Source organism: Nocardia sp. BSTN01 (genome assembly GCF_015354405.1).
Taxonomy (GTDB): Bacteria; Actinomycetota; Actinomycetes; order Mycobacteriales; family Mycobacteriaceae; genus Nocardia.
On the sequence record NZ_JADKYP010000077.1, the window covers coordinates 1 to 24014 of the forward strand.

At 68.4% G+C, this 24014-nt stretch carries 24 protein-coding genes; 12 read left to right on the forward strand and 12 right to left on the reverse strand.

Translation table 11 applies throughout. From position 1 onward, the window contains the following. Positions 1-156 precede the first annotated feature (156 nt). Genes IRT45_RS33130 through IRT45_RS33140 form a run of 3 tightly spaced genes read left to right on the forward strand, consistent with a single transcriptional unit; the run spans position 157 to position 2796 of the window. Positions 157-891 (forward strand): hypothetical protein, encoded by a 735-nt coding sequence (locus tag IRT45_RS33130; RefSeq protein WP_194809734.1) that lies wholly within the window; start codon positions 157-159, stop codon positions 889-891. Between the two features lie 45 nt (positions 892-936). Then, positions 937-1599 (forward strand): TetR/AcrR family transcriptional regulator, encoded by a 663-nt coding sequence (locus IRT45_RS33135; RefSeq protein WP_063010039.1) that lies wholly within the window; start codon positions 937-939, stop codon positions 1597-1599. A gap of 45 nt (positions 1600-1644) precedes the next feature. Next, positions 1645-2796: an acetyl-CoA C-acetyltransferase gene (locus tag IRT45_RS33140; RefSeq protein ID WP_194809751.1), complete on the forward strand. Its 1152-nt coding sequence runs from the start codon at positions 1645-1647 to the stop codon at positions 2794-2796. An 88-nt stretch (positions 2797-2884) separates the two neighbouring features. On the opposite strand, the gene IRT45_RS33145 is transcribed toward IRT45_RS33140, so the two are convergent. After that, entirely contained in the window at positions 2885-4201 is a 1317-nt protein-coding gene (locus IRT45_RS33145) for a lipase family protein (protein ID WP_309241267.1), read from the reverse strand. A 544-nt stretch (positions 4202-4745) separates the two neighbouring features. On the opposite strand from IRT45_RS33145, the gene IRT45_RS33150 reads away from it, so the two are divergent. After that, on the forward strand, positions 4746-5651 hold the full coding sequence (locus IRT45_RS33150; protein ID WP_194809753.1) for a cyclase family protein: 906 nt from the start codon (positions 4746-4748) through the stop codon (positions 5649-5651). Between the two features lie 48 nt (positions 5652-5699). Then, complete coding sequence (locus IRT45_RS33155; protein WP_194809735.1) at positions 5700-7220, forward strand: long-chain-fatty-acid--CoA ligase; 1521 nt, start codon at positions 5700-5702, stop codon at positions 7218-7220. 151 nt (positions 7221-7371) lie between these two features. On the opposite strand, the gene IRT45_RS33160 is transcribed toward IRT45_RS33155, so the two are convergent. The 6 genes from IRT45_RS33160 to IRT45_RS33185 form a co-directional block, all read right to left on the reverse strand. Next, positions 7372-8757 (reverse strand): phosphotransferase family protein, encoded by a 1386-nt coding sequence (locus tag IRT45_RS33160; RefSeq protein WP_309241268.1) that lies wholly within the window; start codon positions 8755-8757, stop codon positions 7372-7374. Next, positions 8748-9932 carry an acyl-CoA dehydrogenase family protein gene (locus IRT45_RS33165; RefSeq protein ID WP_194809736.1) on the reverse strand — a complete coding sequence of 395 codons (1185 nt, stop codon included), beginning with the start codon at positions 9930-9932 and terminating at the stop codon, positions 8748-8750. Before IRT45_RS33165 ends, IRT45_RS33160 begins: the two co-directional genes overlap by 10 nt. After that, positions 9932-10321, reverse strand: coding sequence for a nuclear transport factor 2 family protein (locus IRT45_RS33170; RefSeq protein WP_194809737.1), 390 nt, complete (start codon positions 10319-10321; stop codon positions 9932-9934). Before IRT45_RS33170 ends, IRT45_RS33165 begins: the two co-directional genes overlap by 1 nt. Before the next feature lie 31 nt (positions 10322-10352). After that, the gene (locus tag IRT45_RS33175; RefSeq protein WP_194809738.1) at positions 10353-11264 is read right to left on the reverse strand and encodes a hydroxymethylglutaryl-CoA lyase; all 912 of its coding nucleotides are present in this window, start codon (positions 11262-11264) and stop codon (positions 10353-10355) included. Beyond that, positions 11261-12556 (reverse strand): CaiB/BaiF CoA-transferase family protein, encoded by a 1296-nt coding sequence (locus tag IRT45_RS33180; protein ID WP_194809739.1) that lies wholly within the window; start codon positions 12554-12556, stop codon positions 11261-11263. The genes IRT45_RS33175 and IRT45_RS33180 overlap by 4 nt, the downstream gene beginning before the upstream one ends. A gap of 105 nt (positions 12557-12661) precedes the next feature. Further along, complete coding sequence (locus tag IRT45_RS33185; protein ID WP_194809740.1) at positions 12662-13297, reverse strand: TetR/AcrR family transcriptional regulator; 636 nt, start codon at positions 13295-13297, stop codon at positions 12662-12664. 123 nt (positions 13298-13420) lie between these two features. On the opposite strand from IRT45_RS33185, the gene IRT45_RS33190 reads away from it, so the two are divergent. Beyond that, the gene (locus IRT45_RS33190; protein WP_194809741.1) at positions 13421-13987 is read left to right on the forward strand and encodes a VOC family protein; all 567 of its coding nucleotides are present in this window, start codon (positions 13421-13423) and stop codon (positions 13985-13987) included. Between the two features lie 43 nt (positions 13988-14030). Further along, positions 14031-14669 (forward strand): carboxymuconolactone decarboxylase family protein, encoded by a 639-nt coding sequence (locus tag IRT45_RS33195; protein WP_194809742.1) that lies wholly within the window; start codon positions 14031-14033, stop codon positions 14667-14669. Positions 14670-14741: 72 nt separating this feature from the next. Here the strand turns inward: IRT45_RS33195 and IRT45_RS33200 are convergent, their stop codons facing one another. The 4 genes from IRT45_RS33200 to IRT45_RS33215 form a co-directional block, all read right to left on the reverse strand. Continuing rightward, positions 14742-15833, reverse strand: coding sequence for a nitronate monooxygenase family protein (locus IRT45_RS33200; RefSeq protein WP_194809743.1), 1092 nt, complete (start codon positions 15831-15833; stop codon positions 14742-14744). Next, positions 15830-16588 (reverse strand): CoA-transferase subunit beta, encoded by a 759-nt coding sequence (locus tag IRT45_RS33205; RefSeq protein WP_194809744.1) that lies wholly within the window; start codon positions 16586-16588, stop codon positions 15830-15832. The genes IRT45_RS33200 and IRT45_RS33205 overlap by 4 nt, the downstream gene beginning before the upstream one ends. 19 nt (positions 16589-16607) lie before the next feature. Further along, on the reverse strand, positions 16608-17489 hold the full coding sequence (locus IRT45_RS33210) for a CoA transferase subunit A (RefSeq protein WP_194809745.1): 882 nt from the start codon (positions 17487-17489) through the stop codon (positions 16608-16610). Between the two features lie 72 nt (positions 17490-17561). Then, positions 17562-18326 carry an enoyl-CoA hydratase family protein gene (locus IRT45_RS33215; RefSeq protein ID WP_194809746.1) on the reverse strand — a complete coding sequence of 255 codons (765 nt, stop codon included), beginning with the start codon at positions 18324-18326 and terminating at the stop codon, positions 17562-17564. 50 nt (positions 18327-18376) lie between these two features. Between IRT45_RS33215 and IRT45_RS33220 the strand changes: the two genes are divergently transcribed. The 5 genes from IRT45_RS33220 to IRT45_RS33240 all read left to right on the forward strand — a co-directional run bounded on the left by IRT45_RS33220 (position 18377) and on the right by IRT45_RS33240 (position 23480). Beyond that, complete coding sequence (locus IRT45_RS33220) at positions 18377-19174, forward strand: SDR family oxidoreductase (RefSeq protein WP_375540182.1); 798 nt, start codon at positions 18377-18379, stop codon at positions 19172-19174. 67 nt (positions 19175-19241) lie between these two features. Further along, positions 19242-20159 (forward strand): SDR family oxidoreductase, encoded by a 918-nt coding sequence (locus tag IRT45_RS33225; protein WP_194809747.1) that lies wholly within the window; start codon positions 19242-19244, stop codon positions 20157-20159. 327 nt (positions 20160-20486) lie between these two features. Next, a complete protein-coding gene (locus IRT45_RS33230; RefSeq protein ID WP_194809748.1) occupies positions 20487-21824 on the forward strand; it encodes a hypothetical protein in 1338 nt (445 codons plus the stop codon). 11 nt (positions 21825-21835) lie between these two features. Continuing rightward, complete coding sequence (locus IRT45_RS33235; RefSeq protein ID WP_039775925.1) at positions 21836-22348, forward strand: ImmA/IrrE family metallo-endopeptidase; 513 nt, start codon at positions 21836-21838, stop codon at positions 22346-22348. A gap of 106 nt (positions 22349-22454) precedes the next feature. Then, positions 22455-23480: a hypothetical protein gene (locus tag IRT45_RS33240; protein ID WP_194809749.1), complete on the forward strand. Its 1026-nt coding sequence runs from the start codon at positions 22455-22457 to the stop codon at positions 23478-23480. A gap of 135 nt (positions 23481-23615) precedes the next feature. Here IRT45_RS33240 and IRT45_RS33245 read toward each other — a convergent pair. Continuing rightward, a partial coding sequence (locus tag IRT45_RS33245) for a helix-turn-helix domain-containing protein (protein ID WP_194809750.1) occupies positions 23616-24014 on the reverse strand: 399 nt, incomplete at its 5' end.

Genomic DNA, 24014 nt, shown 5'->3' on the forward strand with positions numbered 1-24014 from the left:
AGTCCACAATCGAGGCGGGCCGAAACCCCTGCGGGAGCACTGGCCTCCACAGGCAGACCTCGGGTGCATTCGGCGCGAAATTGGGTAGCGCTGACCTCCCCTAGCTGTGCGATCCTGAGAACGTCCGGTTCCCACAGTTCGAAGGGACCCCGGCCCATGGGTCTGGACGGTCGACAGGAAGACGACGACGTACTGGAACTCGCGTTGATCCGCGAGGTGGTGCTCGCGCGGCGGCGGCAGGACGAGATCGTGCTCGCCGCTCTCACCCTCGGCGCCGAATTGCTCGATCACGCCGGTGCGCGCGCGACCGCGACGCGTGCCGCGCAGATCCTGCGCGAGCACGAGGTGGACGAGGCCGAGGTGGCGCGTGATCCGCGTGCCGCTCTGCGTGCGGATATGGCCCGCGATCGGCGCCGGGTGCGGCGCATCGGCGCCGGCTGCGGCCCGGGGGAGTCCGATCCCGGCGGCGAACGCCGCCGGCAGCAGACCGCCCTGCTGTGCGAGGTGCGCGCCGATCTGCTGGAGGTGGTGCGGCGCTGCCGCCGGTTCCGATTCGATCGCCTCGCCTTCGCCGACGGCATCGATCGGGGGCTGGCCGCGGCCACCGGCAAATTGGAGGGCGCCGCCGATCGCGACACCTATCTGGCGTGGCGGCGCGGCATCGTGCTCAAACTCAGCGAAATCTCGGAACCCGGCGGCCCGCCGCGGGCGATGGCGACCGTGGACGCGGGACCCGGCCGAGGGCCTCTACTCGTGGAATGGGACAGCTGTGAGCGGCGGCTCGCGCTGGTGGCGCGGATGAAACGAGCCGGAATCCCTTCGTTGGAGATCTGCGATCGGTTGCTCGCCGATCTGTCGATGTCCTCGCCGCTGCGGTATTCCATTCGGTGAGCCACCACCGTAGACCAAGCAAATGCTTGGTTGTATTATGGCCGAGTGACCGCATCCGAGGCCTCCAAATCCGCACGCCGCAACGAGTTGCTCGGCCTGGCCGCCGGCCTGTTCGCCGAGCGCGGCCTGCGTGCGACCACGGTCCGCGATATCGCCGATGCGGCGGGGATTCTATCCGGCAGTCTCTACCACCACTTCGACTCGAAAGAGGCGATGGTGGACGAGATCCTGCGCGGCTTCCTCGACGATCTGTTCGGCCGCTACCGCGAGATCGTCGCCTCCAACCTCTCGCCGCGAGCCACCCTCGAGGCGCTCGTCATCGCCTCCTGTGAATCGTTCGACCGCTGGCATTCGGCGGTCGCGATCTATCAGGCCGAGGCCAAAAGGCTCAGTGACACACCGCGTTTCGAGTACATCGCGGAATACAACCGGGAATTCCGGGAGCTGTGGCGCAATGTGCTCACCGAGGGCGTGCGCGACGGCAGTTTCCGTCCCGAACTCGATGTCGAACTCGCCTTCCGCTTCCTGCGCGACACCGTCTGGGTCGCGGTGCGCTGGTATCAGCCCGGCGGCCGCATCACCGCGGACACCCTCGCCAAGCAGTATCTGACCATCGTGCTCGATGGGCTCACCAACCCCGAGAACCGTTCCGGCGCAGTCCATTCCGGAGCATCGCAGTCCGGCGCCGAATCCGGCACATCCGAATAGGAGCGTTACATGTCCACACCGTCCGATCGCCGCCGGTACGCACCGGTGCGCGAGGCCTACGTCATCGATGCCGTGCGGACGCCGATCGGTAAGCGCGGCGGTGCGCTGTCCGGTGTGCATCCCGCCGACCTCGGCGCGGCGGCACTGCGGGGATTGCTGGGCCGCAACGCCATCGACCCCGGCAATGTCGACGATGTGATCTTCGGCTGTGTCGACGCCATCGGCCCGCAGGCCGGCAACATCGCCCGCACGGCGTGGCTGGCGGCCGGATATCCGGAGGAGGTCCCCGGTACCACGGTGGACCGCCAGTGCGGATCCAGCCAGCAGGCGATCAATTTCGGCGCCCAGGCGATCATGAGCGGCACCGCCGAGGTGATCGTCGCCGGCGGCGTGCAGAACATGAGCGCCATCCCGATCTCGGCCGCCATGCTCGCCGGTAAGGAATACGGTTTCGACTCGCCCTTCGTCGGCGCCAAGGGCTGGGACCACCGCTACGGCACCGGTGAGGTCTCGCAGTTCAACGGTGCGCAGCTGATCGCCGAGAAGTGGGACATCAGCCGCGAAGATATGGAGCGCTGGGCGCTTCGCAGCCACGAACGGGCCCGCAAGGCCATCGCCGAGGGCGCCTTCGATCGGGAGATCGTGCCGGTCGGCGATTTCTGGATCGACGAGGGCCCGCGCGAGACCAGCCTGGAGAAGATGGCGGGACTCAAGCCGCTCAGCGAGGGCAGCCGCCTGACCGCCGCGGTCGCCAGCCAGATCTCCGACGGCGCCAGCGCCACCCTGCTGGCCTCCGACTGGGCCGTCGCCGAATACGGCCTGAAGCCGCGCGCCCGCATCCACCACGTCAGCGCCCGTGGCGCCGATCCGATCTACATGCTCACCGCGCCGATTCCGGCGACCAAGTGGGCATTGGAGCAGACCGGGCTGACCATCGACGATATCGACGTCATCGAGATCAACGAGGCCTTCGCCTCGGTGGTGCTGGCCTGGTTGAAGGAGACCGGCGCGAACCCCGACAAGGTGAACGCGCACGGCGGCGCGATCGCTCTGGGGCACCCGCTCGGCGCCACCGGCGCGAAGCTGTTCGCCACGCTGCTCAACGAGCTCGAGCGCGTGAACGGCCGCTACGGCCTGCTCACCATCTGCGAGGGTGGCGGCACGGCCAACGTCACCATCATCGAGCGAATCTCCTGAGCCGCTTCGTCTTTCGGGCGACAGCGGTCCGGTGAAACGGAAGAGGCCCCGCACGCCGCGGGGCCTCCTCGCATAGAGCCGTCCGGATTCAGATCACCGGGTCCAGCGAATTGCCCGGAGCGATGGCGCCGCAGTTGGCCGGGGCAGGCCGGCCCGCGAACCGGTCGTTGAGCCAGAGCAGGGCCTCCGGTAGCCAGGCGATGGTCGACGGGGTGTGGCTGAGCAGGTCGTACTGGCGATACAGGATCGAGGAGTTCCCGGTATCGCAGTACTGCCGGGCGAGGCTGCGGACATCGCCGGCCACCATCACGCCGTCACCGGGCCCGGACACCGGCTTACCGTTGTCGGTCCCTTCCAGCACGCCGTTGGCGCCCTGCCCGATGAGCATCGGAATCGTCGGCGTCGGCGCCAGCCCGAGGTCGACCTTGCGCACCGCGTCGACGAACGGCGCCACGCTGTTGGGATCGGCGTACTCGGGCTTGACCATCTGCGCCCAGGTCAGACCCGGGTACTGGAACAGCACATTGGCGATGGACGCGTACTGCATCTTGTTCAGGATCTCGGCGCCGAACGGGCTCATATAGGGCGAGAAGTCGATGTCGTAGGAGCGGCCGATGCCGATCACCGCCATCGCCGCCACTCCGGCCCAGCCGAAGCTGCCGTCGATGTAGCGCAGGTTGCGCGCGGGGTTGACCAGAACGCCACCCTCCGCCGCGCCGACCAGCTGCCGGTCGACATCCGGGGCGTAGACCGGCGCCAGTGCCGCGGCCCAGTTGGTGGCGATCGCGCCGCCGGAATATCCGAACAGCGCGACGCGGGTCTGCTCGTTCAGCCCGATCTGCGCCGAGTGGGTGGCGGCCCGGATGGAGTCCAGGGTGTTCATCCCGTACTCGGGACCCGCGGCGAAATCGGCCGCCTGACCCTCGGTGTCGGCGACGATGATCGTGTAGCCCTGCGCCAGCAGCGGCGCGATCAGCTGACCTTCCACATTGTTCACCGCGCCGCCGAAGGACACATTGCCGGCGACCGACCGCGACGGCCCGTCCTCGGGATTCAGCGAATCGTAGAACGACTGGTAGGCAACGGCTTTCGCGGGATCGACGCCGGTCGGCGGCAGGAGTACGGAGGTGATGTTCACGGCCGGGCGCTGCTGGGCGTCGGTCGTGCGGTACTGCAACTGCACCGCCGTGACGGGGGTCGGGATGCCGGCGAAGTGGTACGGCATCGTGCGGGTCTGCAACACGGTTCCCGGGGCGATCGAGGACAGCGGCGCCGCGCCCGTGTACTCGTAGAACGAATCGGATGCCGCATGCGCATTCGGTGCGAGACCGGTCGCGGAGCCGACGAGCAATGACATGGCCGCGACGGCGGTCGCGATCTGAAGGACGGCGCGTCCTCGTTTCACCAGAGTCCCCTTCTACCCTGAACCGGACATCTTCGTCCGGTTACTCGTTGGTAGTGTGAACCCAATCACCCTCGCACGTCAATACGGCAGAAATCAACCGTGCGGTTTCGGAAATCGACGACTGTCCATGGGGTTGTTCGTGTCGCGGTTCCTGCGGCTCGATTATCGCGACGCGGCTTCGCTACGAAAGTTATTGCAGTGCAGTTTTTCTCGTGCGCCAAGGCTGTGTCCTTCGCCGTCCATTCGACTGGCGGATTATGCGAATAAAGTGAAACCAGTCAGTATCGGATATCTGACGGCGGCGGGTGGGTGTGTTTCTGGTATAGCCGTGCGCTATCGCGTCTCGCGGGGTCCGGCCCGTCCGCGCGGTGAGCGGCAGCGCCGTCTCGCCTGGTCCGGCGGCCGCCCCTCGGCTCCGGTCGGCCCGAAGCTGACATCCGCCTATTGACACGGAAAGTGCTGTCGGACACACTGGCGGCACGAAGTTGACATGACTGTCACGTCACAAACAGTTCAGGAGGCAACGGTGCCCGAAGTTCCCGATATGCGCGCTCTGGGCCGGAAGGTCAGCAATTGGGGTCGGTGGGGGACCGACGACGAGCGCGGAACCACGAATCTGATCACGCCGGAGCGGGTGGTGGCCGCCGCGGCGCTGATTCGCACCGGTGAGACCTTCAAACTCGGTATCCCGCTCGACGGGGACGGTCCACAGCCCGGCGGCGCGCGCATCAATCCGATCCGGTTGATGTCGGAGAATGGCCAGGAACAGGTGCTTCCCGGCGGTTTCAAATGGGCCGACGATTTCGTCTTCATGCCGTTGCAGGCCGGTTCCCAGTACGACTCGCTCGCGCACGTGCACTACGACGATGAGTTGTACAACGGCCACCCCGGCTCCGGGGTGACGGTCAAGGGCGCCGACAAATGCGGTATCCACACCCAGTCCGGCGGGATCGCCGGGCGCGGCGTGCTGCTGGACGTGGCTCGCCATCGCGGCGTGGACTGGCTCGAGGCGGGAACCGCGATCGGCACCGACGAACTCGACGCGGTCGCGGCCGCGCAGGGCGTGGATGTCGGCGCCGGTGACATCCTGTTGATCCGCACAGGCTGGCGCAAGAAATTCCTCACCGACGGTGATCCGCAGGGCTTCATGGCCGGTGAGCCCGGTCTGAGCCTGGCGTGCGCGACCTGGCTGCGCGACAAGGACGTCGCCGTCGTCGGCTCCGACAACTGGGCGGTCGAGGTGATGCCCGGTGAACATCCGGGAACCGCGTTCGAACTGCATATGGTGCTCATCCGCGATATGGGACTGACCCTCGCCGAAATGCTCGACTTCGAGGATCTGGCGCAGGCCTGCGCGGGCGACGGGCGCTGGGACTTCTTCTACGCCGGGCCGCCCCTGCAGTTCACGCGCGGCGTCGGCTCACCGATCAACCCGCTCGCGATCCGGTGAGAAGAGCCCGCCTGTCATGGATTTCGAATCGGCAAGGAGTTCGGACAGATGTTGATCGGTGACATCGTCGAATACGGGGCGCGTAAACACCCCGACCGGATCGCGGTGCGCTTCGAGCAGGACGTGATCGATTACCGGCAATTGCGCGACGGCTGCCGCCGCCTCGCGAACGCGCTGCTCGGCGTGGCCGAGCCGGGTGACCGGGTGGCGATCCTGTCGGCGAACTGCCCGCAGTATCTGGAGTGCTACTACGGCGTCCCGATGGCGGGAATGGCGTTGACGATCCTCAACTTCCGGTTGCACGAGGACCAGCTCGTCGGCCTGATCGAGCATTCCGGCGCTCGGGTGCTGATCGTCGCCGCGGAATTCGCCGACCTGGTGGACCGCATCCGCGACCGGATCCCGTCGGTGACCACGGTGGTGTCGATCGGCGCCGCACCGGGCACGCTCGGTTGGGACGAGTTCGTCGGCAGGGCGTCGGCCGCGGCGCCTGCCTTCCGTCCCGATCCCGACGATGTGGCGTGGCTGGTCTACACCAGCGGGACGACCGGCGCGCCGAAGGGCGTCATGGTCTCGCATCGCAATCTGCTTGCGGGCGTGACGTCGTCGGCCCTGCAGTGGACCGTCGCCGAGGAGACGGTCTTCCTGTTCTGCTTCCCGCTGTGCCACGTCGGCGGCTACGTGGTGCTGGTCAATCATCTGATCGGCGCCACCGTGGGCATCCTGCGCGCCTACGACAACGCGACATTCCTGCGGCTGGTCGACGAATGGCAGGTGACCCAGACCGGTCTGGCGCCGACGATGATCAACTTCCTGCTGCAGGATCCGGCGTTGGAGCGACATTCGCTGAAGACGCTGCAGGCGATCGGCTACGGCTCCTCCGCCATTCCGTCCGCGGTGCTGCGCGCGGGGCTGGAGCGGTTCGGCTGCGACTTCTACCAGGGCATGGGGATGACCGAACTCGCCGGCAACGTTTTGCATCTGGACGAGGAGGCCCACCGGCGGGCGGCGCACGGGGAGACCCATCTGCTCGCCTCGGCGGGAAAACCCATGCGGCTGGCCGATGTTCGCATCGTCGACGAGGATTTCGCCGATGTCGTGCGGGGGCAGATCGGCGAGATGGTGGTGCGTGCGGATCAGGTGACCGTCGGCTACTGGAACGATCCCCGGGCCACCGCGGAGTCGTTCACCGACGGCTGGTTCCGCAGCGGCGATATGGTCCGCCAGGACGACGAGGGCTTCGTCTACATCGTCGATCGGAAGAAGGATCTGATCATCAGCGGCGGTGAGAACGTCGCCTCGCTGACGGTCGAACAGGCGCTGTACCGGAATCCGCAGGTCGCCGAGGCCGCCGCGATCGGCGTCCGCGACGACACCTGGGGTGAGGTGGTGTGCGCGGTAGTCGTCCTGCGCGACGCGGCGACCGCCACGGCCGAGGACATCATCGCCGGTTGCCGCGAACACCTGGGCGGATTCCAGGTGCCGCGGCGGGTGGAATTCGTGGACGCGCTCCCGAAGAACGTCACCGGCAAGATCCTCAAACGCGATCTGCGCGAACAGTTCTCCTGATCCGTGCCGGACCCGGCGGTCCGGTGGTGACGATTACCGTCGCCGCCGGACCGCCGTTTCGTTTTTCGACCGGTTCTGCCGAGAACGAGACGAGAACCGGCCGGGAACTACCGAACAGCGGTAACTCCCGGCCGATGTCGCCGTTGTGCGATTACCTGAGGTGGCGTGGATTCGCGATCCGCAGTCGCGCGAGAACCGAGGCCGAGATCGCCGCGCGCACCGCATCGTCGGTGTACGACGCCGCGCCGGAGCGCAGCCGCGCGGCCAGCTCCGCTTCGGACTCACAGCCCAGCGCCGCCAGCCGGCTGCGCACTTCGGCGGTAGCGGCGGGCCCGGCGGCCAGCTCCCGTGCGGCGATGCCGAGCAGGTTGGCGCTCACGCGCAGCAGGTAGCGCGAGCGCGACTGCTCGGGCGGGAGTGCGGGTCCGATCTCTGCGGCCAGCGTGTCGGCGACCAGTTCGAGGATCTCCGTCGGATGCGGCCGATCGTGCACGGTCGCAGGCGTTTCCGAGGACGAGGGAGCCGAAACGGTCTCATCGAGCAGGTCCAGGACGGCGAGCAGATCGTATTCCGATTCGCAGACCCGGCGCCCGATCGCGGCGAGTTCGAGCGAGCGCTCGTCCCCACTGAGATGTCGTTGCGCCTGAAAACGACTGAGCACCAGCCATTTCAGTGTGCCGAACACCTCCCACCAGTGCAGTTCCGCCGCGGTGGGCCGGTAGCCGGCGGAGCGCTCATAGCCGTCCAGGAGCTGGTCTCGACTCCCCAGCCCACCCACGGGCGCCTCGGCGCCGAACCGCCAGGCCCGCACGCACAACCAGCCCAGATCCTCGATCGGGTTGCCGAGATGGGCCAGCTCCCAGTCCAGTACCGCGCGCACGCCGTCCGGCTCGATCAGGAAGTTGCCCAGCCGGAAGTCCCCGTGCACCAGCGCCTTCGGGCGTTCGGCGGGCCGATGTTCGCGCAGCCAGCACAGTCCGGCCTCGACCGCCGGCCGTGGATCGTCGAGGTCGCGATAGATCTGCTCGAGGGCGGCGAGCGGATCGTGATCGTCCAGGATGTCCAGGGTGTCCAGCGGGGTGCGGTGGATCAGTCCCAGGACGTAGCCGAGTTCGCCGGCCAGCCGGTCGCGTACCGCGGCGAATGCCGGAGCACGGTGCAGTTTCCGGGGAATCGACTCGCCGTCGACGCGCTCCATCAGCAGATACGGGGCGTCGATCCCGGGCGCGGTGGCCCCGTCCGCGAGGACGGCGGGTACCGGCACTCCGGCAGCACCGGCCGCCCGCAGACAGACCGCCTCGGCGTGCATACGCGCCGAATCGCCATGTCCGGGCGGGTCCCGCCGCAGCACCGCCCGCACCGCGGCGCCGGTGCCGTCGCGGGCCTCGACCGCGTACACCTGCCGGCTCGCGCCTCCGGTGAACTGCCGCAACGCGACATCGGTGATCGAGGTGCCGAGCGTGTCCGCCAGTACCGCGCGAACCCCCTCAGCGAGCGGAATCGGTTCGGCGGCAGCCGGTTCCGCGCTCACAGCCACGGCGCCGCCTCGGGGGAGCGCAGCAACCGGCGCGCGGTCGACATGCGATGGACCTCGTCGGGGCCGTCGTAGACGCGGGCGTAGCGGGCCTGCCGGTACATCCGCTCCAGCGGGGTGTCGGCGGTCAGCCCGAGGGCCCCGTGTACCTGGATGGCGCGATCGATCACATTGTGCAGCATCCGCGCACCCCAGAACTTGATCAACCCGACCCGCACCCGATAGTCCTCACCGGCATCCATGGCGCGGGCGGCGTCGAGCGTCATCAGCCGGGCCGCATGGATCTCGGCCGCGGATTCGGCGATGTACCGGTGGATTTCGCCCTTCTCGGCGAGCAACGATCCGTGCACGTAGCGGGTGTTCGCGCGCTCGCACATCAATTCGTAGGCGCGTTGCGCCTGGCCGAGCCAGCGCATGCAGTGGAAGATCCGCCCCGGTCCGAGCCGGTCCTGCGCGACGATGAAACCCCTACCTCGCTCGCCGAGCAGATTGGCCGCCGGCACCCGCACATCGGTGAGCCGCACCTCGTAGTGATCGCTCGGATCGTGTCCCATGGTCGGGATGGAGCGGACGATCTCGAAGCCCGGGGTGTCGGTCGGCACGATGATCGCGCTGATCCGGGAGTGGCGCGGTACCGATTCGGGTTCGGTCCGGGCGAAAACGGTGCAGTACGCCGCCTGGGCGGCGCCGGTGGTGAACCACTTGTGCCCGTTGATGATCCACGTGTCGCCGTCCAGTTCGGCCTCGGTGGCGATCAGGGTGGGATCGGATCCGGCGACCTCGGGTTCGGTGAGGCCCACCGACGGCAGGATGTCACCGGACACCATGGGCGGAATCCAGCGTGCCCGCTGTTCCTCGGTGCCGTGCCGATACAGCATGAGCGTGTCCTGCATGGAGACCGAACCGACGGCCAGCATGCCGAATTCGGAGCGGCCGATGATCTCGTTCAGATAGACGAAGTCGAGGAACGGCATACCGCCGCCACCGAGTTCGGACGGATGGCCCAGCGCCCACAGGCCCAATTCCTTCGCTCGCTCCTTCAAGCGGGCGAGGGCGGCGTGTGCGGTGTCGTCCTCGCGGGCCAGCACCGGCTCCGCGGGAACGACCTCGGTATCGATGAATGTGCGCATGCGCGCGGACAATTCGGAGATCTCACCCTCGGGGCGGTTGACCGACATCACCGGTAACCTCCGTTCGTCGCCGAGACCTCGCGCAGCGGCTGGGTAGCCGCCGAGTCGACATATTCGTCGATCCTGGTGATGTGCCCGTCCTGGACCCGCACGAACAGGCTCGCGGGGACCTCCAGATCGCCGTGGCCGGGCAGATGGCCCCGCACGACATGCTGTTGAGCGAAGCCGTCGGTCAGCACATGGCGTCGAATATCCTCGTACCGCAGGTTTTCCACCGTGCGCGAGAGCCAGCGCAGTACCCGCAGATTCTCCGCGACGGTCTCCTCGGCGTTCTTGTCGTTGTGCCAGATCCGGGCGTCGGGCGCGTACAGCGCGGTCAGCGCCGCGGTATCGCCCGCGCTGACCGCGGCGAAGAAGCGGTCGGCCAGTTCATCCATGCGAAGGACCTCCGGGTAATTCTCGTGCGGCTCAGTGTGATGCCGCGTTCCTGGGCCGCAGGCGACCGCCCGCGGCGAGCAGATTGCTGTCGACCGGCTTGCCGAGCAGGCGCGAGATCAGCCGGGCGGCGTCGAGCGCCCGGTCGATATCGATGCCGGTCTCGACGCCGCCGTCGTCGAACAGATAGACCAATTCCTCGGTCGCGATATTGCCGCTCGCTCCGGGGGCGAACGGGCATCCGCCGAGACCGCCTGCGGCGGAATCGAATCGGCGCACACCGTGTTCGTAGGCGGCCCAGGCGTTGGCGAGTCCCTGTCCGCGGGTGTTGTGCAGATGGATACCGAGCTCGGTGCCGGGCGCCGCCGCACGCACTCGGTCGATCACGTCGGCGGTACGGACCGGTGAGGCGGTGCCGACGGTATCGGCGACGGCGAGCGAATCGGCGCCGGAAGCCACGGCCCGCGCGGCGATCTCGGCCACCCGCTGCGGCGGGGTGCGGCCGTCGAACGGGCAGTCGAAGGCGATGGCGACGATCACCTCGAGGTGCCCGCCGGCCGCATGCACCTGCTCGGCGATGGGCTCGATCAGCGCGATCGATTCGGCGCTGTCGCGTCCCACGTTGGCCCGGCTGTGCCCGTCCGATGCCGACACGACGTATTCGAGCCGATGCACACCGGCGGCGAGGGCGCGCCCCACCCCGCCGAGACCGGCGACCAGGGCGGAGAACTCCACACCGGGCCAGCGATGTAGTTGCGCGGCAACGGCTTCGGCGTCGGCGAGTGCCGGAATGGCGCGCGGTGAGACGAACGAGGTGGCCTCGATCCGGCGCACTCCGGTGGCGACGAGGGCATCGATGAAGGCGAGTTTGGCCTCGGTGGGAATCGGCTCCTCGATCTGCAGACCGTCGCGCCGTCCCACCTCGCGAATATCGACGGCGGTCATCCGATCGTGCCTTCACCGCGCAATCCGGCCAGCCGGTCGGAGTCGTATCCGAGCAGCTCGCCGAGTACCTCGTCGGTGTGCGTGCCCGGCCGGCTCGGACCACCCCAGCGCACGCCGCCGGCGGTGGCGCTGAGCCGCGGCACGACACCGACACCCTTGACCGGGACGGGATCGTATCCGGCGTCGTCACGTCCGACGGACGGATCGACGTGGTCGACGAAGATGCCGCGCGCGGTGAACTGCGGATCCGCCATCACCTCGGCGACGGTGTTCACCGGGCCCGCCACCACGCCGTGCCGATTCAGCAGATCTATCAGATCGGCGGCGGTGAAATCTCCGGCCCATGCCGCGATCATCTCGTCGAGTTCGTCCTGCCGTTCACCCCGCGCGGAATGGGTGGAATACCGTGGGTCGGAAGCGAGTTCGGGCCGGCCCATCGCGGCGACCAGCCGCCCGAAGACGGTGTCCTGATTGGCCGCGATGATCACCCACAGCCCATCCTTGGCCTTGTACAGATTCGACGGCGCCACCCGGTCCAGCCGGGTGCCCGAAGGCTGGCGCACATGTCCGGTCTTGTGGAAATCCGGAACCGTGGACTCCTGGATCGCCAGCGACGCCTCGGTCAGCGCCGCGTCGACCACCTGCCCGCGCCCGGTCCGCTCCCGCACCAGCAGCGCGGCCAGCACACCCTGGAAGGCGAACAGCCCGGCCAGACTGTCGCCCAGCGACAACGCCATCCGCGGCGGCGCCTGTCCCGGGAATCCGTTGAGGTGGCGCAGCCCGCTGATGCCCTCGGCCACCGACGCGTAACCCGCTCTGGACGCGTACGGCCCGGTCTGCCCGTAGCCGGAGACGCGGGCCAGCACCAGGCCCGGATTCAGTTCGCTGAGCACGTCGTAGCCGATACCCCAGCGTTCCAGCGTGCCGGGCCGGAAACTCTCCACCACGACATCGGCGGTGCGGGCCAATTCCAGGAAGATGTCGCGTCCCGCCGGAACGCGCAGATCCAGACTCACACACCGCTTGTTGCGGGCGTGCACGGTCCAGAAATACTGGTGGCCGCCACCGGCCGCCTGACCCCAATCACGAAGCGGGTCGGGGCGATCCGGTGCCTCGATCTTGATGACGTCGGCCCCCATATCGCCGAGCAGGCGTCCGCAGTACGGCCCCGCGATCAGCGTCCCCAGCTCGAGCACCCGGAAGCCGTCGAGCGGTCCGGCCGCCGGGTGCGCGGTACCGGTCTCGCCGTCGCTCGCGTCGGGATGCGCGGTGTGCGGTGGGTCCGTTCTCATACTGCCTCCTGTCGTCTGCGGGACACCCGCATCCGGTCGGCAGCACGAGCCGCTGCGCGATCGTCGCTCATGCCGCCTCCTGGATGCGCACCCGCGAAAGTGCCGCTATCTGTCGTCCGGGTCGAGACCGAGTGCGCTGACCGACATCTGGTCGAGGGTTTCCAGCAACGCGTGCTCATCGGCGTCCTCGCCCTGGATCAGCCACAGGTACAGCGTGTGGTCGACCATCGCGGACATGGCCCGGGCGGCCAGTTCCGGATCCAGCGACGCGCGGACCAGCCCCTCGCGCTGCCAGCGGGCGATCGCCTGGGCCGTGCGATCGATGAGCCCGCGGCGATGTTCGTGGCGCAACTGCCGGAACTCTTCGTTGAAGGTCGCGACCTGCTCCACGATCGCCATCATCCGGGCGTTGCGCCGGTAGGCCGCGTAATAGGACCGGTTGGCGGCGATGAGGCGGGCGGCCGGCGACAGTCCCGCGGGCGCGGGTTCGCGGCGGTGCATATCGTCGAACAACCGCGTGCTCAGTTCGCCGAACACATGGTCCTTGGATTCGAAGTAGCGGTAGAAGGTGCCGTAGGAGACGCCTGCCTCCTCGCTGATCTGTTCCACTCGCGTATCGAGGAATCCGACGGTCTCGAACACCTTGCGCGCCGCGTCCAGCAATGCGTCGCGTGTCTTGCGCCCCCGCGGCGTCAGATTGTCGACGGGGGTGGGCGCGCTATTGACAGATGACTTCGGCACGGCTCAAACTATCCACGAACATGACATGACTGTCAAGTCAGTTCAGCTGGGAGAATCCCAGCTCACAGTAATGGTGCGGACCCGTCACGGAGGTCGAATCGGCACCACAGCGGAAGGACTGCAATGAGCGCCGCCAACCCGAAATACGAACTACGCGGAATCAACCATCTGGCCCTGGTGTGCTCCGATATGCGCCGGACGATCGAGTTCTACTCCGGCACGCTGGGCATGCCGTTGGTCAAGACCATCGAACTGCCGCACAACCTCGGCCAGCATTTCTTCTTCGACTGCGGAGGCGGCAACACCATCGCCTTCTTCTGGCTCGCCGACGCGCCCGACGCCACCCCCGGATTGGCCGCGCCCAAGGGACTTCCGGACGAAGGGGAGTTGGTGAGCGGCGTGGGCTCGATGAACCACGTGGCCTTCGCCGTGCCGCCGGAACGGTTCGACGACTACTACCAGCGGGTGCAGGCCGAGGGCATCAAGGTCAGCCGGGTCCTCAATCACGACGACAGCCCCGCGGGGGTTTCCCGGGACGTGCACCCCGGAACCTTCGTGCGGTCGTTCTACTTCCAGGACCCGGACGGGGTGCTGCTCGAATTCGCTTGCTGGACCCGGACTTTCACCGAGGCCGACGTATCGCACGAGCCGAAGACCGCCGCCGACCGCCGCGCCGCCGCCGAACTCTGATCACCCACCAGCCGCGAAACCGCACTACCGAGAGGTTCGAAGCATGCCCCGCCTGCGTGAAGTCCCGCGCGCCGAAGTCACCGACGAGCGCATCCTGTTCTACTACGACCGGCTGTTCGGGCCCGACCGCGACCCGGCCGTCGACCACGGCACCGTCCACGCCACCCCCGGCGACTGGTGGACCGTCTTCGCGCAGTCACCCGAGGTGTTCCGGCATGCGGTCCGCGGATTCGCCGTCTACCGCAACTCACGCCTGGATCCGCTGCTGCGCGAACTGGGGCAGTGCCGCGCCGGATACGCGCGCGGCAGCCAGTTCGTGTTCTCCCAGCACTGTAAGCAGATGCGCTCGCTCGGTGCGCCCGAGGAGAAGATCGCGGCCATCCCGGCCTGGCAGATCAGCGACTGTTTCTCCGAACTCGAACGCGCGATCCTGGCCTACACCGACTGCCTGGTCCACGACGGCGGCCGGGTGCCCGACGAAGTGTTCGCGGTCCTGCGAGCCAACCTCAGCGATCCGGAAATTCTGGAACTGACCTACATCACGGCGCTGTACGACATGCACGCCACCATGTGCCGCGCCCTGCGGCTGGAATTCGACGACCGCCCGGAACCCGTTGCGGAGGTGCGGATTCCGGAGGGGGTGGAGGTCCGCGACCTGTCGGCCGATCTGTCGGGGGAGTAGCCGCAACCGCACAGGCCGCCCCGCCGGATATCGGCGAGGCGGCCTGTGTCGTCGCGACCGAACCTCTTTCGGTTACGCGGACGCGCCGGGGGTCGCCGCGGCGCCGTCTCGGAGCGCGGCGATCGTGTCGATCCGCGCGACCGCATCGGCGACGATGCGGTCGATGAGCTCTTGCACGGTGGGCAGATCGTCGATGATTCCGGTGACCTGTCCCGCGGCCAGCACACCGGCCTGCGTATTGCCCTCGACCAGACCGGCCTTGAGCAGCATCGGCGTATTGGCCGCCATGATCACCTGAGACCAGGTGAGGTCCTTGGCCTTTCGCATCGCCAGCCCGTCGCGGACCATGGTGGACCACTTCATGCCGGTCATCGATTTGAACTTCGCGGCATTGGCGACCGCGGCGGACAGTCCGCGCCAGCTGCCCGAATGTTCCAGGCGGTCCACCAGATCGGTGTTGAGCACCCGATGCGGCATGCCGTCCACCTTCAGCGAGACGACGGTGTCCTGCAGGCCGCGGCGCAGATACTCCTGTTTCACCTCGTCGGGCACGCTGCTGTCCTGGGTGAGCAGGAAGCGGGTGCCCATCGCCACGCCCGCGGCGCCGTAGGCCAGGGCGGCCGCCAGTCCGCGGCCGTCGAAGAAGCCGCCGGCGGCGACCACCGGAATGTCGACCGCGTCGAGTACCGAGGGCAACAGCAGCGTGGTGGCCACCGGACCGGTGTGCCCGCCGCCCTCGCCGCCCTGCACGATCACCGCGTCGGCGCCCCACGAGGCCACCTTCACCGCATGCTTGGCGGCGCCGATGGAGGGCACCACCACCACACCGGCGTCCTTGAGCCGCGCGATGAGCTCCTTCTTCGGCGCCAGCGCGAACGAGGCCACCCGGACCTTCTCGCGGATCAGCAGTTCGATCCGCTCGGCGGCGTCGGAGGCGTCGGCGCGGATGTTCACGCCGAACGGCTTGTCGGTGTGCGCCTTGGTCTTCGCGATGGCCGCCTCGAGTTCGGCGTAGGTCATCGTGGCCGAGGCCAGAATGCCGAGGCCGCCGGCCTGGGAGGTCGCCGCCACCAGGCGCGGCCCGGCCACCCAGCCCATCCCGGTCTGCACGATCGGATGCTCGATGCCGACCAGTTCGGTCAGCGGAGTCCGCAGCCGGCTCATGAGGCCACTTCCTTCTCCCGAATTCCCTTGGGATCCAGCACCGTCCGGATGATCCGCAGCTCCTCGTCGGTGGGCGTGCGGGTCACCTCCGCGCTGTCCAGCCCGGCCACCTCGAACGCGGTGTTCTCGGCGACCTCGTCGGCGCTCACCCCCGGATGCAGCGACAGCGCCCGCAGGGTGTGGCCGGGCCCGCCGAAATCGAACACGCCCAGATTGCTGATCACCCGATGCAGGTGGTGGAACCGGTACGCGGGATTCTCGGGATCGATCTTGTCGTAACCGATTCCGCACACGATGTCGACGGTCTCGCAGAACACGCGCTTGCTGTGCTTGGGAACGAAGTAGCTGGTCGCGTGGTTGATGGTGTTGCCCGGGGCGCCGCGCACACCGAACATCTGCCGGTTCGGCTGCTGCAGCGCGCCGAAGGCGGACAGATTCTGGTTGCCGTAGCGGTCGATCTGGTTGGCGCCCATGACGACATGCCGCCGCCCGGAAGCCACGACATCGAACACCTTGCCGAACGGAATCCAGCCCTCGGTGGGAGCCTTGGCGCCCAGCGCGGGGGTGTCGGCCAAGAACAGCGCCTCGCCGTCGGAGATCAGCAGATCCGGTTCGAAGGTCAGCCGCGCCAGCCGCGCCCCGATGGTGGGGGTCGGCGACATCGGGCTGGCCATGATCTCGCCCGCGCCCCGGAAGATCTCGGCGCAGGCGACCGCGCACACCTCGGCGCGGGTGACAGTGGTGGTCTCGCTCATCGGCGCTCCTCGTTCTCGGTCATTTCGCCTGCTCCGCAGCGAATTCGGCCACCGCGGACCGGTATTCGTCCTCCGTGACGTCCAGATAGCGGGCCTTGAAGGCCGCCCAGGTCTCGGGATCCTTGGCCGCCTCGACGTAATGGCGCTGGAACTTCTCGTCGCGGCCGTAGCTGCCGGAGAAGGTGAAATGCGCGCCGTCGGGCGCCTCCACGACGCCGTCGACCATCATGCGATTGAGGATGATCGCCTGGTTCGGAACGGCTTTCACCAGTTCCTCCGTCTCGACCAGCCGATCCACCGACAGGAACCGCCGTTCGGCGGCCAGGCAGTAGAGGTCGTCCATGTATGGATCGACGCCGGTGTAGGCGGCGTTGCCGTGCTTGTCGCCGATGTCGAGGTGGACGAACGCGGCGTCCAGGCTGAGCGCCGGCATCGCGACCAGGGTTTCGACACGGCCGTCGGCATCCGGATACGGCGACTGCACCGTGCGCAGTTCACCGTCCCAGAACTTCAGCACGTCCGAGCCCAGCCCGGCGCGGGTGGGCAGGAACGGCAGCCGGGCCGCGGCCGCCTGCAGGCCGGATTTGACCATGCCTTCGTCCATTTCGCGGGAGATCAGCTCACCGCCGGTGCGCGCCTTGGCGAACCAGGGATCGTAGAACGGCGCCGAATCGAGGGAGACGAATCCGTAGTAGGCCTTGCGCACCTTGCCGGCCGAACACAGCAGGCCCAGGTCCGGCCCGCCGTAGGTCACGACGGTCAGATCGGTGACGTCCGAGCGCAGCAGCGCCCGCACGAACGCCATCGGCTTACGCCGCGAACCCCAGCCACCGAGGCCGATGGTCATCCCGCTGCGCAGCTGAGAAACCGCGTCCTCCAACGACATCCGCTTGTCGCGCATACTATTTCGCTCCCTGTGTCTTGCGGGACACCCGCACCCGGTCGGCCCGATGCGCGGGCTGCGCATGGTGGCTCATCGTGCCTCCTTCTTGGCAGCCAGATCCTCGTCGAACCGCGCCCGGATCTCATCGGCCACACCGGCGAGATTCAGCTCGAAGGTGAAGCCCTGTTCGAAGCGGTAGCTGCGGTGCACGTCCTGCAGGTCGATACCGTTGAGCGCGCGCTTCGCGGCCCGGATGACCCGCCCGTCCTTCGCGGCGATGTTCTTCGCGACTTCCAGTGCGGCGGAATCGAGTTCGGCCCGCGGCACGACCTTGTGCACCGAGCCGAAGTGGTGCAGCTGCTGCGCGGTCACGGTGGAGGCGGTGTAGAAAAGCGTGCGCATCATGTGCTGGGGGACCAGCCGGGCCAGGTGGGTGGCCGCACCGAGGGCGCCGCGCTCGACCTCGGGAAGGCCGAAGGTGGCGTCGTCGGAGGCGACGATGACATCGGCATTGCCGACCAGGCCGATGCCGCCGCCGAGGCAGAAGCCGTTCACCGCCGCGATCACCGGCACGGGGCACTCGTAGACCGCGCCGAAGGCGTCGTAGCAGCCGTGATTGGCGTCGATGAGCGTCTGATGGCCCGGGTTGCGCTGGATCTCCTTGATGTCGACCCCGGCGTTGAAGCCGCGGCCCTCGGCGCGCAGCACGACCACTTTGGTCTCCGGGGCGCGCCCGGCCTCGCGAATCGCATCGGCCACGCCGAACCAGCCCGCGGTGGGCAGTGCGTTGACCGGCGGATAGTCGATCGTGACGACCTCGATACCCGAGGTCTCGGTGTGACGGTTGATCCCCATCGCATGTCCATTCGTTGGCAAAACAAGCAAGTGCTTGGTAGGTTAGCACGGTGGCAATCGAAGTGGACCTGTCCGGATCGGTAGTTCTCGTGACGGGCGGGGTCAGGGGCGTAGGCGCCGGTATCAGCCGGGTGTACCTGGACGCCGGCGCGACGGTCGTGGTGTGTGCCCGCCGCCCCGGCGAGGCGGCGATCGAGAGTTCCGGGCGCACCGCCGAATTTCTGCCGTGCGATGTGCGCGACGGCGAGGCGGTGACCGGGCTGATCGAGACGATCGTGCAGCGGCACGGCCGGATCGACCATGTGGTGAACAATGCCGGTGGGGCACCGTTCGCCCCCGCCGCCACCGCCTCCCGCAACTTCCACGCCAAGATCGTGGAGCTGAATCTGCTGGCGCCGCTGCTGGTTTCGCAGGCGGCCAATGCCGTGATGCAGCAGCAGCCCGAGGGCGGTTCGATCGTGATGGTCTCGAGTGTGAGCGGCCACCGGCCCTCGCCCGGCACCGCCGCCTACGGTGCGGCCAAGGCCGGCCTGGACAGTCTGGTGTCCTCGCTGGCGATCGAATGGGCGCCGAAGGTGCGGGTCAATTCGGTGATCGTCGGGATGGTCGGCACCGAATCCAGTCATCTGCACTACGGCGACGACGCCGGGATCGCCGCCGTCGAGGCGACCGTGCCGCTGGGGCGGCTGGCGACCCCCGAGGACATCGGCCGGGTCGCGGTCTTCCTGTCCTCGCCGCTGGCCGGCTACGTCAACGGCGGATCGCTCATCGTGCACGGCGGCGGGGAACGTCCCGCGTTCCTGGACGCGGCGACCGTCAACGACGCGCAAGCACCCGCCGCACGTTAGCCGTCGTCGCGCGATCACCGATCACAGCGAAAACCCTTACCGCACCGAGGAAATGAGAGCAGCAGTTATGACCGACAACTCCGAGCTGATCTGTGCAGGACGCACCGTGATCGTCACCGGCGCCGGCCGCGGTATCGGCCGGGCCCACGCCTTGGCCTTCGCCGCGGCGGGCGCCAACGTGGTGGTCAACGATCTGGGTGCGGAACTGGACGGCGCGCCCAGCGCCGATTCGCCCGCCGCCCAGGTGGTCGAGGAGATCGTGCAGGCCGGGGGCCGGGCCGTCGTCAACGGTGACGACGTCGCGGACTGGGCCGGTGCGAAGCGGCTGATCGGCCAGGCCGTGGAGACCTTCGGCGGACTGGACGTGGTCGTGAACAACGCCGGTATCGTGCGCGACCGGATGCTGGTCAACCTGGCCGAGGACGAGTGGGATGCCGTGATCCGCGTCCACCTCAAGGGCCACTTCGCCACCATGCGGCATGCCATCGAGTACTGGCGTGCGGAATCCAAGGCCGGTCGCGCCCGCGACGCCCGCATCATCAACACCAGCTCCGGTGCCGGTCTGCAGGGCAGCGTCGGCCAGGGCAACTACGCGGCGGCGAAGGCCGGTATCGCGGCTCTGACCATCACCGCCGCAGCGGAATTCGGTCGCTACGGGGTCACCGTCAACGCCATCGCCCCCTCCGCGCGCACCCGCATGACCGAAACCGTCTTCGCCGATATGATGGCCCGCCCCGACGACGGCTTCGACGCGATGGCGCCGGAAAACGTCTCGCCCCTGGTGGTGTGGCTGGGCAGCCCGGATTCGGCGGGTGTCACCGGCCGCATGTTCGAGGTCGAAGGCGGGAAGGTGGCGTTGGCCGACGGCTGGCGCCACGGTGTCGCCGAGGACCGCGGTGCGCGCTGGCAGCCGTCCGAATTGGGGCCGGTCGTACGCGAGTTGATCGCCAAGGCAACCGATCCCGAGCCGGTCTACGGAGCCTGAGCGCCGCAACTCTCACAGCAACGATCCGCGCCGGTGAGATCGCGCCCCGCCGCCTGTTCCCCCGGCTGCGATCCGCCGGCGCCGCTGTCTCCAATACCCTTGTGGCAGTAGGGATGACGTCGGGTTTTCGACTTCGCGACCGCGAGTGGGAGCGGACACCGCGGCGACCGGTTTCGATCCCCGCGCCCCCAAGAGTGATCGGGCTCACATGATCTCGCTGCGCGAGCAAACTGCCGGCAGTTAAGATGGGCCGCATTCGTTCGGTCCCGGAGAGGTTGTAGCGACCGGGGAGAAATCTGCGCTGAGAAGTTGAGGGAAGGCAAGCGCATGACCATGGGTCGCATAGCGCGCGTTGTTGCGGTAGCCGGATTGATCGGCAGTTGCGGGGTCCTCGGCCCCCTGGTGGCCAACGCGCAACCAGCCACCCCTGCTACCGCCCCGCACCCCTCGCCGGCCGCCCCGCACCCCTCACCTTCCGGCGCGCCGACCGCGCGACCCGATGGTGCGACGCCTGTTCACGATGCCGCTGTCTCCGGCCCGAACGCCGCCGTCGCTGGACCGGGCATCGCACGTCGACAAGGGCCGACGGCGCCCGAGCCCGGCCCCACCGCATCGGTCCGTCCCGGCGTTGCCGCGGCTCAGCCGGATGGCGCACCGCCATCGTCCGGTTCGGCGGGACCCACGCCATCCGATGACGGCCAGTACGACGGCGATCTGACCATCCCCGGGCGCTCGGCCACATCGTCGACGACGGCGCCGTCGCAGGTTTCCGCGGCGCCGCCGCCCGTCACGCCGACTCCGGTTGCCGGTGAAGGCTTCGCGGGCCTGGCGAGCATTCTGGGCACCGGTTCGGCCGCGGTGGGGTCGGCTGCCGCCGGTTCGGCGGCGTCCGGCTCGGCACTGACCGGTTCCGCTCTCGGTGGGACCGGTTCTGCTGCAACGGGTTCGGTCGCAGGCGCGACCGGGTCGGCGTTGGCGGGCACCGGGTCCGCGGCTGCGGGCACCGGATCCGCTGCCGCCGCAACGGGTTCCGCCGCAACCGGCTCGGCGCTGGCCACCACCGGATCCGCGGCGGCGGGCGTAGGTTCGCTGCTCGCCGGTATTCTCGGAACGGGTTCGGCGGCAACGGGTTCCGCACTGGCCGGGCTGGCCGGTACGGGTTCTGTCGCGACCGGCTCCGCCTTGGCCACCCTGCTCGGCACCGGTTCCGCGGTCACCGGATCCGCCGCTGTCGGTTCCGCAGCCGCGATGTCGCCCCTGTTGCTTCTGCTTCTGCTGCAACCGGTTCCGCCGCCCGCGGCCCCGGCCGCACCGCCGTTGGCCATTCCGCCGGTACCGCCGATCCCCTCGATACCGGGTGCGCCGGTTGTCGCCGCCGCGCCCGCCGCGGTCCCACCGGCACCACCGGCCGCGCCACCCGCGCCGGCGCCTGCCCCAGCGGCGCCGGCCGCCCCGGCACCCGCGCCGGCCCAGTCGAATCCCGCCGTGCGCCCGACAGCGGCCACCAGCGGACTGCCCGAGGTGAAGACGCTGGCCGTGCTCGGCGGCGTGATCGCCATGGCGCTGGCCGCGGCCGGCTCCGGCGCGGTGAGTTTCCAGAGTGCCTCCGCCGCGCAGGCGCGCATCGACGCCGCCCGCGCGGAATTCTTCGGACCGAGGGCCTGAGGGGGCGCGAGATGACCGAGAGCCGGATTCAGACGGGCCGCTCCTATCGCCGCGTCGCCGCCGCCGTCGACGCGGTGTGCGCGGTCGCCGCCGATTTCGACGCCACCACACTGGAAGAGGTGGTCCTCGCGATCGCGGCCGAACGCGGCCGCATGATCGAAATCGCCGATGCTCAGCTCGGTCCGGGCGTCTGCGGTCAGCGCCGCAGCTATCCGGACAAGGACGTGATCGTGCTGGCCGCGGCCCTGCCCAGCCGGGACCACACCCTCGCGCACGAACTGGGGCATGTGGTCTTCGACCACCCGGGTGAACCGGCCGCCGAGGTGACGCTCGAGGCCAGCGACGATCTGATCGCCTACATGCTGTCCCAGCGCGCGCATCAGCAGATCGTCGACGACGGGCGTGACGATCAGTACGAGTGGGAAGCCGAAACCTTCGCCGGCATGCTGATGACCCGCCTGCGCGTCTTCAACAACCGCGGCGCCGGTGTCTCGGTGCTCCGATTCGACGAGGCCCTCGGATGACCGAGAGGCCCGGAGGCGGCAGTGTGCGTTACCACGGAGGGCCTCTCTGTCATCCGAAGAAGGCTCGGATGAATTGCGGTCGTCCGACGAGAAGGACAGGGTAGGTATGACGTTCTGGTTGACGGCCCTGCTGGTGTGGATGGCGGCCGGCGCCCGCATCGGTCGCGTCCTGGTCAAGCCCGCGACCACGGCCCGGGTGGCGATCGTGATCGCGGTCGCGGCGGTGGCCGCCGCGGTCACCCTCGGCATACCCGAGATCGCGGTCGCGGTGGATCACGCACTGCCGCAGGGGATCAACGGCGCGGCGCTGGCCGACCGGCTGGTGGTGGCGACCTGGCTGCTGTTCGCGGTGGCCACGTCGGTGGTGGCGGCCGCCGCCTGGCCGGTGGTCTCGCGTCGGAATCTTCGCCAAATCGCTTGGTTGGTCTACGGTTTCGGCGCGCTCGTCATCGCCGCCGCCATCGGGTGGTCGATGGAGTTCGGCTGGGTCATGACCCTGCTCGGCTGCGCCTTCATCGCCGTCACCGGTCTGCGCAATCTGGACTGGACGGCGCTGGGACGCGGTATCGCGCTCTACACGGCCGGCACGGTGATCGCGGGTGTGCTTGCGGCGCTGTCGATTCGGCGGCTGGCGATCGGTGAAGAACCGGTGCGGCCGGGCGATCCGGGCTGGTTCTGGCCGGCCTGGCAGCTCACGAGCCTGCTGATCGCGGTCGGCGCGGTATGGATCGTGATCGAGCTCTGGGTGCGGGCGCGCCTGCTGCTGCGCCAGATTCGGGCCCTGCACCGCACGATGATCAAGCGCTTCCCCGAGGTGGTGGCGCACGAGCAGACGGTGTCGGCCACCCAGCTCAAGGCTTCCGATCAGGTCGCGCAGATCATGGACGCGCTGTATCTGCAGACCGGCGGCGGCATGGAGGTGGCGGCGGCCGGTGTGCCCGCCCGCTCGGTCGCCGACCGTGCCGAACGGGTGGCCCGCTGGGCTCGCAATCCGCTCGGTGACGACATCGTCGACGCCCGCTGGATCGCACCGCCGGAGGGACTGAGCCCGCGCGGTTGGGTGCAGGCGATCGCCCGCGCCTTCGAGCACACCGCGACCGACCGGAAATCGGCGGTCGCACAGGCGGATTGATCATCGGTGCGGCCGGACCGATTGGGCGGCGGTCCGTTCGCACAGTACAGACCGAAGCGTCTCCGCTTCGGTCTCAGGTCACAAGACAACACAGTGCGGTTCCGAGTGCCGCACTGTGTTGCCTTGTCCAGCTTGCTATTCCGTGCCGTCCGGTGGAACCTCGGGCAGACCCTCACTCGCCCGGAGCTTTTCGGCCATCGAGGTCAAGAGGTTCTGCGACTCTTCGGAGAGATCGAACGCCCTGCTCGACAGCCGACGCAGTCCATAGCCCTGCAGCTGGGACAGCAACTCCAGATCATGGTCGATCTTGGCGGCGTAGATGTCGTTGAAGAAGTAGTCCGGTTTGACCTTGAAAAACTTTGCCAGTGCGGCAACCGTCTCATCTGAGGGGTTCGTCCGCTGACCCGACCGCAACTGCGAGAGATACGGTTTCGAGATCGGATGCCCGGAGGCGGTGAGCGCTGCCGCCACCTCGGCATTGGTGTGCGGCTTACGCCCCGGGGGATGCACGGTTTCGAACAGCTTGTTCAGCCG